We start from the raw sequence: 11,472 nt of genomic DNA, 5'->3' as shown, positions 1-11,472 counted from the left end.
ATACGAATCTATTATTGCTGATTTCGATCATAACCTGCTTGTTTAATTTCTAACCATTCTTGTAATCCAAGTCTGTCTAGTTCAGCTAAATGAGCATCCCACTCTTCTTCAACTTTTCCATTTGTAATCCATTCTGCTTTTTTCCTTTTAATATATGGAAATAAATCCGCTTCGATTGTTGAAAGTTTATCTAATTCTTCAATTGAGAAAAACACTCTTGGATAAATGTTTTCTGCTTTCATATCTGGAACCATAACATCCTTCATTAATCCTAATCTCCATGCTGCATCGTCTGGTTTAGTCGTAACATGTCCATAATATTCATCCAGTATCGCTAATGGCCCACCGATAGACGTTTTCTCTCTTAATTCAACAGGAGCTGCACCATTTAATGGAAGGTGCTTTAGCAGATTAGCGCTTTCATCCAATTCAAAAATATTTTGTTGTGTTTCATCTCCATACGTACCCCAGTTGTTTTGAACAGATTGAAGTGGATCATAGAGTTCGTCGATCCATTTTGCTGTTAATTCCACGTTTTTGTTTGCACTTGTAATAACCATTCTACCTCTATCGAAGCCCATTCCATTTGTTCTTGCAACATTTTTATGTCCATCTGAACCTTCTAGGGCAGGCATTAAATCATATTTATCATTCATCCCCGTGATATTTGCTTTATCCCATGTGAAATATAAACCATAGCGTTCTTGTTTTCCTTTTGCAAGATACGTATTCCAATCCTGCTCAAATGCCTCAATATCAATTAAATCTTCTTCATATAATTCATTGAAAAATTTGATTGCTTCTTTATAGCCCTCATCTGCAGCTGTTAGTTTTACTTCTCCATCATTCGTTACAACAGTATGATCCCCGTTTTCACCTAGACCAAATGAGCCAAATAAGAATGATAAATCCTCACCACCATGATTAATGATGAAAGACATTGGGATTTCGTCTGCTTCCCCGTTACCATTTGGATCTTGGGTTTTAAAAGCAATTAATACTTCTTTTAATTCCTCAGTAGTCTTTGGCATTTTCAAGCCTAAATTATTCAACCATTCAACGTTAATCCAAGGGAAATCGTCCACTGAATGGATACTTTCTTTCCCTGAGCCTAGTTCCTCAATCCAAGGAAACGAATAAATATGCCCATCAGGTGCAGTTATCATTGCTTTATACTCAGGTGCAGCATCAAGCACTTTTTGTAAGTTAGGCATATGTTGTTCGATTAATTCTTCAACTGGAACAATTGCTCCATCTTTTGCTAGTTTTAATAATTCATAGTCACTATAACCTGCATTTAATATTGCATCCGGCAGCTCTCCGCTAGCAATGGCTAAATTTCTTTTTTCAACAAATGTATCCGCTGTATAGTTCGTCCAATCAACATGAACCCCTGTTTCCTCTTCTAATCTTTGGTAAATGAGTTTTTCATTTGGATCATTTGGTGCTAATGGAGAACTTTGAGTCATCATTTTTAATGTAACCTTCTCTTCTAATGGAAATGAAATCTCTTTAAGTTCAAAAGCCTCAGATGAAGCACTTTCATTGCTTTTATTACTACATCCCGTAGCAACTAATGCTCCGGAGAGTACCAATGCAGAAATTGTTTTATACATTTTTTTCATAGTAAACCCCCACTTTTTTTATTATTTTAAAGATCCAACCATAACACCTTTTTCAAAATATTTCTGGAAGAATGGATACATAACAATTAATGGTAAGCTGGCAATAACGATCGATGAATACTTAATCATTTCTGAAATCTTTTGCAACTCAGCTCTTGCAAGTTGATCACTAATCATTCCAGGCTGTACTTCGTTTTGAATTAAAATAGAACGTAATACCAATTGCAATGGATAGAGATCTCGATCTTCAAGATAAATCATCGCATCAAAATAAGCATTCCACTGACCGATAAAAGCATATAAAGCTAGAACAAAAATAATTGGTTTAGACAAAGGGAAGACAATTTTTAGGAATATCTTGAATTCAGATGCACCATCTATTCTTGCTGCTTCCTTTAACTCTTTTGGAATTGATTTAAAATAGGTTCGAGCTAAAATAATAAACCATACATTGATAGCATTTGGAACAATTATCGACCAAATTGTATTAAGCATTCCTAAATCTCGGACAACTAAATAAGTTGGGATTAATCCCCCATTAAAAAACATTGTAATGAGAAAGAATACCATAATTATTTTTCTACCAACTAAACCTTCTGTGGATAACGTATATCCCGCAAGAATACAAACTAATACTGTTACAATTGTAAATCCAGTTGAATAGAGAATTGAATTCATGAACCCTTTCACGATGGTACCATCGGTTAAAATTCTCTTGTAGCCTTCAAAAGTCCAATCAGATGTATTTATCTTAAATCCTTTGCTAATTAGCGCATTAGGTTCTAAAAAAGAAGCGAGCAATACATATAAGAGTGGAAAAACAACAATCATGACAATGACACTTAACAGAACTTTATTAAAAAGAAGTATTAATTTATCAGTTTTTGAATTATTCATGCTTTTTCCTCCTTTCTATAGAAGACCTTCACCTTCATTTAGCTTTTTCACCACTTGATTGACAAAGACGAGTAAAATCACATTAATAACGGCGTTAAATAATCCAACTGCTGTTGCAAATGAATAGTCGCCTGCTTGTAACCCTCTTTTATATACATAGGTTGGTATAATTTCCGCGCTTGGCAGGTTCATTGATGTTTGTAATAGGTAAGCCTTTTCAAAACCGATAGCCATAATGCCTCCAGCAGCTAGAATAAATAGCACTGCCATAACTGGTTTCAATGTGGGAAGGTCAATATGCCAAATTCGTTGTAAGAGTGATGCCCCATCAACTGTTGCTGCATCATGAAGTTGCGGATCCACATTCGCAAGTGCTGCAACGTAAATAATTGATGCCCACCCAGCACCTTGCCATACTCCAGACCAAATGTAGATCGTTCTAAATGCTTCTGGATCAGACATAAATGATATAGGCTTGTCTAAAAAAATAGATAATATCGCATTAATTGGACCTGTCGGTGATAAAAACAGGAAAACCATCCCTGAAACAACTACTACTGAAATAAAATGTGGTGCATAAAGAAATAATTGAACATTCTTTTTTACTTTAGCTCTTCTCACCTGATTTAACATGAGAGCTAATATGACGGGAATCGGAAATCCAATGAGAAGTTCAAAAGAACTTAATTTAAGCGTATTCATAAAAATTTCCATAAAATTAGGTGATGTTAAAAAACTTGTGAAATGCTTAAAACCAACCCATTCACTGCCCGTGATTCCCTTAATTGGACTAAAATCTTTAAATGCAATGGTTGCCCCATACATGGGTACATACTTAAAAATGATTGTAAGGATTACAGCAGGAGCAAGGAGCAAATAAAGAACGTAGTTTTGCTTAATAAACTCAAATTGACTCTTTATTTTAGATGCAACTTTGATTTGTTTTGCTGTTCCTTTGTTTGCCTTTACTAATTCTTGCAATTTATTAACCTCCTTATTTGAAAATAACCAATTTTGGTAACGATTTCATATTTACGTATGAATAATGTGAAATGTATGCTCATTCATTTGTTTGCCCCTCTCGTTGTTTTGTTCTCTCTCTGTGATTTCTACTATAACAAAGTCGAAACTTATAATATTTCAAAATTTTTGGTTGTGAATATTTAATTTCTTTGGTTGTTATTTGACGAAAAAAAATCCCCTGGCATAAAAACTAGAGGATTAGAAGTTTTATGGATTTTGAATATCATTTAAACTATTATTAATTTTCTCCACAGCTTCTGTTGCTGAAGCCTTTACATTTTTCCCGCCTATACCAACATCCTCAAATAATGTCTTAATCGCTTCACTTACAGCAGGATAGACAGGTGTAACTGGTCGGTTCTTAGAGTATTTTTGAGTTTGTTGTATAAATATGTTTTTCGGGTATTCATTAAGTTCAGGAAATGCATTGACTACTGAGTATCTCGCAGGTAAATCACCTGTCATTTCAACATATTTTTTTGAGCCTTCAAAACTTGTAGCATATTTAATAAATTCCCACGCTTCTTCAGGATATTTAGATTTTGCTGTGATCCCAAGAGCCCAACCACCGTTTGGCGTAACTTGATTTTTCACCTTTGGTAACGGTGCAACTCCAAAATCTTCCCCTAATTTAAAGTCAGGAAAATTCTTTTCAAGGTCTGCAACTACCCAAGAGCCCATCACCGTCATTGCAAGCTTTCCCGTCTCAAACGGATTAGGTGGTAATTCAACCGCAGCAACTTTATGTTTGTGATAGAGATCTTGATAAAATTGTAATGCCTTTAAAGCTTCATCCGAATTTAAGTAGCCCTCTGCTGATGTCGCATTAGGGTTAAGAACTTCAGCCCCAAACTGCCACAGAAGTGGAAGTTTAAAGTAAGCAGGAGCTTCACCCGCACCAAACCCCTGTGCTGGATCAATTCCATAAACACCATTCACAGAATTCGTTATTTTTTTTGTCGCCTCTAATACCTCAACCCAAGTCATCGGTTTATTAGGATCTTTAGATGGGAGTGGCACCCCCGCCTCTTTAAATAGGGGGATATTATAAAATAAGGCTACTCCAGATTCTACCATTGGTGAAAGGTAAATTTCATCTTCATACGTTAATCCCTTCAATGTAGCAGGAGGTATATCTTCAATATCACCTTCGGCTTTCATATATTGATCAATAGATAAAAGAGATCCTGAATTTGCATAAAGAGCTAAGTATGGGGTATCAATTGCCAGAATATCAGGTGGATTTCCTGCAGCGATTTCTGTTCGCAACCTTAATTCATAGTCTGCATATGGAATAGATACCATCTTAATTTCGATGGAAGGGTGTGACGCCTCAAAGGTTGAAATTAATGCTTCATACGCTTTATTTTCTGATGTAGTCCCCTTATTTCGCCAAAATGTGAGGTGAATCTTATCTTTTTCATCAATTTGATTCTTCCCTTGTCCTTTTTGGTCATTTGAGTAGGTATAATAAAAAGACAAAGTATAACCAGCTAGTATCATGAAAATAATTAAAAAAGTAATAAATGCTACTCTCTTTTTCATACGGTTCCCTTCTTTGTTATGAATTTATCTATTCAAATTTTGCGATTTACGGAATTCAACTGGTGTTTGACCAAAGTGTTTTTTAAATACTGTACTAAAATAACCTGAATTTGAAAAACCCACTAAGTGAGCTACGTCAATTATTTTAAGTTGTTTATCTTTTAAAAAAGCTTGAGCATGATCCATTCGTAAGCTGATCAGATAATCACTAAAGTTTTGCCCAATGTTGTGTTTGAAAATTTCAGACAAATACGTACTATTAATATGGAACTTATCTGCCAAAGTAGTAAGCGAAATTTCATTTGCATAATGCTGTTCTAAATAACGACGAACATTTTCTACGATTGCTACCCCATTTGAGGAGCAACGGTCTTCATGTACCTTTTTAATGATAGAGTGCGCCAAATGAATGAGCTGTTCTATGACCCTGTTTTGAGAGTTAAGCTCCCATATCCTCTGTTGGCAATTCCATATCGTATTATTTATTTCAATCGTATCAATATCATACTTTTTTGCTAAAGAACCTAACATAAATAGCACTCGATTGGCAACAAAAGAAAAGGACATAATCGATTGGTGATTCATTTCTCCCAAAATTGAATAAATAGTTTTCTTAAAGTCCTCATGATTTTCAGTTTCGATTGTGTTAATTAATTTCTTTTCAACATCAGCTGTAAACTCAAATACTTCCTTATTCATTGTCTCCTCTATCACCTGTGATTGTGAGCCTAATTGGCTTTGACTCCAAGAAAGCAATGCTGATATATAACCATTTTTACATTCTGTCAGACCAGTAACAACCTTTCCAATACCTATCACTGTTTCTATGTTCATGAATTCCTTTACATGTCGTTGAATTTTTCTAATCAATGGAGATTTAGAATTTAACTGGTTGGAATCTACTCTATGGATAAAGTGAATCATATTTGCATAACTTGCATCATAGAAAGAATAAGTTCCATCGTGTTCTTTAGCAATTTCCTTGCATAGCATTCTAAAAGGAAGCCACAGTTCCTTTATATTAGATTCCCGATCTGCTCCTCTTACTTCCACCGTTACAAACTGAAAATGTACGTCTTCATTCGCAAAATCATTTAACTGCAATTGCTGAAGCCTCTCAATTGTAACTGTGAGTTCTGACCATTCTTCCTTAACCAAATGGAGCAAATATTGTTCCCGCATTTCTTCCAACTGGTTGTGAACAAGCCTTTTCATTTGATCAGATTCGAGCTGCCTTTTCTTTTCTTTCTCTATTTCCGATCTAATTCGTCTCAAAGCTTCTACTAATTCATCAGGAGCGACTGGTTTTAAAAGGTAATCTTTCACACCTTCTATCATCGATGATCTTACATACTCAAAATCGGAATAACCTGATAAGACAATTACTTTAACATTCGGGTGTTCATGATGACATTGTTTCACAAATTCAATACCATCCATGATTGGCATCCTTACATCTGTAATGACTACATCTACCTTCATCTTTTTTAACAAGTCCAGTGATTCTTGTCCATTCGAAGCTTCTTCAACAATTTGAAAACCTTCCTCTTCCCACGCTACTTTCATCCGTAACCCTTTTCGAATTTGTATTTCATCATCAGCAATGATTACCTTCAACATGTATATCCCCCCCAATAACTTGATCGCTTGTTGAAATATCCATTTTAAACTTAAGTGGTTTATGGAAAGTGATAAACTATACCTTCCCGAAAAAAGCCTGATAGTCTCTCTAACCATATGAAGAAGAGAAATCCACCTTACTGATGGGAGTTTCTTTTTATACACAGAGTAATTTTTGTACCCTTTTCCCTTTCAGATTGAATGTTATAAGAGAAGTTTTCACCATAGTATAACTTCAAACGGCCTAATACATTTTTAAGACCAATACTGCTACCTTTGCTTTTTAACACATTGCTTGATTCATTATTTAATTCTGTATCCAGTAAGTCTGTAACGACCTCTTCAGTCATCCCTATTCCATGGTCTTCAACGATAATAAATATTTCATCTCCACAGTTTTCCGTTTTTATTTTTAGCTGGGCAAACTGTTTATTTATAAAACTATATTTTACTGCGTTTTCAACAAGAGGCTGTATAATAAATTTAATCATCGGCACAAATTTTGTTTCTGGATCTTCTTCAATTTCTACAGTAATCGCATCTTCATATCGAAGCTTTAATATATCAGTAAAATCTCGTATATAAGCGATTTCCTCACCTAATCTTACGACATCACTTTGAGTATTTAAGGAATACCTCATCATTCGGCCTAAATGAATGCTTACATTCATAACCTCTTTGTTTTTACCCTGGGCAGCTAATCCCCCAATAATTTCAAGAGTATTGTTTAAAAAATGAGGATTAATTTGTAATAATAAAGCTTTGTATTCAGCATCTTTTCTACGAATATTCGCTTCGTATTCTGTTTGAATTAAGAAATTTAGTTTGTCGATTGTATGATCAAATACTTTTATAGCATAGCCTACTTCATCGTTATAAGGTTTAATTGCCTGCATAAAACCTTTTGCTCCAAAAAAATCTCCATGTTCAATATATTTCATTGCTTTTGTAAGCTTTCCTAAAGGTCTTACAATAGTAGAGGAAAGAATATAAGATGCAATTATCGTTAAGATAAAAATTAGAGCACTTGTTATCAACAAGTTCTTTTGTAATGTATTAATTTTTAAGAACAATTCAGACTTGGTAATCTCACTAACCAGAACCCAATCACCAATTTTTAACTTTTGGAAAAATACAAGGTATTCTTCACCTTGATGAGCGGTTTCGATTAGACCTTTATTTTGTTGACTATTTGATATTTCTTTTAAACTTTTATTCAATACATAATTCGGAGTCTTGATCTTTCCTGATAATACATTTGCTCCTTTACTATCTACTAAATAAACACGACCCTTTTCACCAAGTTTGATTTTACTCAATGCTGTTTCAAGCAATGCAGATGGAATATTAACTTTAATTACTCCTGTTAAATCAAGCGTATACAAATCAAATAGAGGAATAAGATAACTATTTACATTTTCTGCAATAATGTCATTGTGGGTTTTTACCCACCGCTGGTCATTTTCAATAAAATTTGTGAACCACTCTGTATTCTGTAATGTTGAAAGATCCCCCCATACCCCGGTACCATCATTAAGAAAAACAGATATGGACATGGATTTGGAATTGTTAATCATCATGGAAGATAACTGTCTCTGCACCTGATTTTTCATTAATAATCGCTGATCACTTGTTACATTGGAAACCTCTGTTTCTGACTTCATCCATTGTTGAGTTGTTTGATTAACAAGAACCTGTTTCCCTAGGTCCTCTGCTTGTGAAGTGATTGAATCAATATAGATAGAATACTGGTCCATCATTTCCACTGTTGAATTCTTCGTTTGTTCCTCCATAATTGAAGTAAACCAACTTGGAATGATAATGGATAGAATAAGAAAAGGGATCGTTAATAATAAAGTAAAAATAATAAATAGTCGATTCCGTAATGAAAAAAGCATATAGCCTCCCAGATAATAAAAACCTTCTTTAAACATATTCAAGGCAATTGTAATTCTTTTTAATCTATTATAGACTTTTTCATCATACCATATGGTTTTGGATCAATTAATCTAACCAGTGTATTGTTCATATAATCAAATGCACGAAAAGAAAGGAAATATATAAAAGAATCATTTAAAAGAGCGACTATAGTAGCCGCTCCCAAAATATATAGAAAACTACCATGAAATGATATAGAATCTTTTTAACATTAATCTTTATCTATCCGATTCCTTATTTCCTTTCTTCATTTTACCTTCACTTTATTAAATACAACTGTTGAACTCCAAACATTTAATCCAAAATACCCTTCATTAAACGTATCGTCTTTCTTATTAATAATGAGCTTGTTGTCTAAATAAGCTTTAATGTGACTATCTTCCGTAACAACTTTTAGATGATACTCTTTATTTGTCATTAAATTTAGCTTTCCATCATCATTATAAACTACAAGCTCAGATCCAATACCATTAACAAACTTAATGAGTTTCACGACATTATTTCTTACATCAAGATTTAGAACATACGAGTTTTTCGCGGTTAAATCTGAGCGAAAAACCAAACCACCTGCACCAACTAAGTTTCCAATCGTATCTTTTTCTGGGTCATTTGGATGTGAATCAGTATCAAGTACCTTAATATCCGCTTCGTACGTAAAGTCTTTATCAGATTCATCAGCTAAAATGAAAGCATCGCCATCACTTTGTCCCTGTTTTCCATTTATTGTGTCAGCCCATTTGCCGTTAATTGTCGTCCAGCCTGATAATTTTGACTTAAATGGACTTTTTTTCTTCCATATACTTTTTAAAGGGTATATTTCCAATGATTTTAATGTAACATTTCCACCTTTACTATAAAGCTCTAATTCTTTACTTAATGGATCTGGGAAGATTTGATCTGTAATTACTGTTTCACCATTATTTCCGAATACCTCAACAGCAGAACGGTCTACAAAGATATGCATTTTTACTGTGCCATTAGTGTCAGTTAGAGGTCCCTCATGTTTGCCTACTACATTGCTGCCATAATCAAAGCTTCCAGAATTTGTTCGGTCAACGAAAAGCTGCTTAGTGCTAACATCATAACCAATTGTTGTATATTCCTTAGCTCCTTTACGAACCTTGAACCCGAATTCAGTTGCATCTGTATCCTTTATATCAAATTCAGCGATCATTTCAAAAGTATCTTCTGACAGGTTTGATAAAAGATTACGATCACTTGATATCACTTTATTCGCAAATGAAACTTTCTCTTTTCTATCACGAATACTATTTAAAGAGACTGGAGTTTGTTTTAAACGTAAGCCACCTTCTGTTTGAGTGAGCTCCATCTTTCTCGGTAATGTCGTAGAGCTTCTCCACGTTGTAGTCGGTGTATGATTTGCATATAGCCAATTGCTCATCCATCCAAGCCAATATTTTTCACCATTTTCTCCTTCAATCCCACTCCAATCAACTGCAGCATAATAATCAGCTCCATAATCAGCCCATAATACTTTATCCGCAGGATTGTCATTTTTAAACGTTTTACCATCAAAGCTACCTACAAAATATTGCATTCCAGACCCACCTGCTGGAGCACCGTCATTAATACTAACTTGTAACACCCATTTTGTTTTTCTAGGGTCACCATCAATAGGTAATTCTATTAACGTTGGACATTCCCAAATTCCACCATTACTACCATTTGTAGAAGGTATCCACTCTCCAGAAACACCAGTCCAATCTGAAATGATACCACTCTGTTTCATTTCTCTTTTTGCAGGTTTCTTTGCAACTTGGTCAACTTCATTTGGCATTGGTCCCTCATTATAAACATGAATATCATCTATGTTAATATGGCCCCAGCCACCCGTCGCATGATCAACAGCTTTAATATACAAGACTTCCCCAATAAACTCTGAAGCATCCCATACATATTTTTTATACTTTTCATCTTCAAATTTTGTATTAGCTTGACGAATTAACTCTTGATCATCAGAAGCTCTAACTAATGACACATAGCGGTTATTAATATCATTACCGCCTCCTATCATTAAATTGATCTCTCCTGAGCCGCCTAATTTAAAATAGGAAGAACGTAGTTCACCTGTTGCATCATCACCCTTGTGAAGATCAGAAAATCCCCATAAGTGATAGGTTCCTTGATGATCGAATGAACCTCCCCAGAAAATTTTAGCATCTGTCACATGATCTTTTGTAAATGCATTCCCTTGGATAGGAGTCCATCCAGTTAAATCACCTGACTCAAAATCATGGTTGATGATATTTTTCTCATTAGTCATGATATTTTTACCTAATTGGACATCTTGAAAAAGAACAGAAGAATTTGAAACATGTAACCCAAATTGCCCTTTCGAGAACGTTGAATCATTTACATTATGGATAAGCTTACCATCTAAATAAATCTTAATATTCTGATCGTAAGTACTAACTTGGACATGATAATTCTTATCTGTTTCTAGTGAAACTGTTTTTTCTGCTAGTTTAGAAGCGCTTCCATTTTCTATTTTCATAATGTTTAATTCATTGTTCAAAGAATCAAGAGTTGCAAAGTAACCATTTTTTGCATTAGCATCTGCTCGGAAAACAAGTGAACCTACTCCATTTTCACTCTTTGATAGATCAACATCAGCTTCATATAAAAAGTTATCCCCTGACTGTCCACTCATGGTAAACGCATCTTCCTTAGCAGTTCCACTTTTTCCATACAACGTATCTTCCCATATTCCATTTATTACTGTCCATTTTGATAAGTTGGTTTCAAAGTTAGATGAATTTTCAAACTCTACATTACGAAATGCAGCAGTTGAATTCCATGCAGA

At 34.4% G+C, this 11,472-nt stretch carries 7 protein-coding genes; all 7 read right to left on the bottom strand.

All coding sequences use genetic code 11. The annotated features are described in order from the left end of the window. Positions 1–11: 11 nt before the first annotated feature. The 7 genes from HUW50_RS15510 to HUW50_RS27560 all read right to left on the bottom strand — a co-directional run bounded on the left by HUW50_RS15510 (position 12) and on the right by HUW50_RS27560 (position 10,398). Complete coding sequence (locus tag HUW50_RS15510) at positions 12–1,625, bottom strand: ABC transporter substrate-binding protein (protein WP_185653022.1); 1,614 nt, start codon at positions 1,623–1,625, stop codon at positions 12–14. 21 nt (positions 1,626–1,646) lie between these two features. Then, positions 1,647–2,522 (bottom strand): carbohydrate ABC transporter permease, encoded by an 876-nt coding sequence (locus HUW50_RS15505; protein ID WP_066324490.1) that lies wholly within the window; start codon positions 2,520–2,522, stop codon positions 1,647–1,649. A gap of 15 nt (positions 2,523–2,537) precedes the next feature. Then, positions 2,538–3,461 carry an ABC transporter permease gene (locus tag HUW50_RS15500; RefSeq protein ID WP_396652639.1) on the bottom strand — a complete coding sequence of 308 codons (924 nt, stop codon included), beginning with the start codon at positions 3,459–3,461 and terminating at the stop codon, positions 2,538–2,540. 291 nt (positions 3,462–3,752) lie between these two features. Beyond that, positions 3,753–5,090: an ABC transporter substrate-binding protein gene (locus HUW50_RS15495; RefSeq protein WP_066324478.1), complete on the bottom strand. Its 1,338-nt coding sequence runs from the start codon at positions 5,088–5,090 to the stop codon at positions 3,753–3,755. Between the two features lie 24 nt (positions 5,091–5,114). Further along, positions 5,115–6,710, bottom strand: coding sequence for a response regulator transcription factor (locus tag HUW50_RS15490; protein WP_232328944.1), 1,596 nt, complete (start codon positions 6,708–6,710; stop codon positions 5,115–5,117). A gap of 137 nt (positions 6,711–6,847) precedes the next feature. Then, positions 6,848–8,608, bottom strand: coding sequence for a sensor histidine kinase (locus HUW50_RS15485; protein ID WP_066324476.1), 1,761 nt, complete (start codon positions 8,606–8,608; stop codon positions 6,848–6,850). A gap of 287 nt (positions 8,609–8,895) precedes the next feature. Beyond that, on the bottom strand, positions 8,896–10,398 hold the full coding sequence (locus tag HUW50_RS27560) for a glycoside hydrolase family 32 protein (protein WP_396652638.1): 1,503 nt from the start codon (positions 10,396–10,398) through the stop codon (positions 8,896–8,898). Positions 10,399–11,472 lie beyond the last annotated feature (1,074 nt).

The sequence above is a fragment of the Metabacillus sp. KUDC1714 genome (assembly GCF_014217835.1).
GTDB classification, from domain to species: Bacteria; Bacillota; Bacilli; order Bacillales; family Bacillaceae; genus Metabacillus; species Metabacillus rhizosphaerae.
The sequence above is the reverse complement of the archived record's forward strand: the minus strand, read 5'-3'. Positions and strand labels throughout refer to the sequence as shown.

Coding starts and splice junctions, on each gene's coding strand:
- HUW50_RS15490 (WP_232328944.1), bottom strand. CDS start 6,710: ATGTTGAAGGTAATCATTGCTGATGATGAAATACAAATTCGAAAAGGG.
- HUW50_RS15485 (WP_066324476.1), bottom strand. CDS start 8,608: ATGCTTTTTTCATTACGGAATCGACTATTTATTATTTTTACTTTATTA.
- HUW50_RS15510 (WP_185653022.1), bottom strand. CDS start 1,625: ATGAAAAAAATGTATAAAACAATTTCTGCATTGGTACTCTCCGGAGCA.
- HUW50_RS15505 (WP_066324490.1), bottom strand. CDS start 2,522: ATGAATAATTCAAAAACTGATAAATTAATACTTCTTTTTAATAAAGTT.
- HUW50_RS15495 (WP_066324478.1), bottom strand. CDS start 5,090: ATGAAAAAGAGAGTAGCATTTATTACTTTTTTAATTATTTTCATGATA.
- HUW50_RS27560 (WP_396652638.1), bottom strand. CDS start 10,398: ATGAAACAGAGTGGTATCATTTCAGATTGGACTGGTGTTTCTGGAGAG.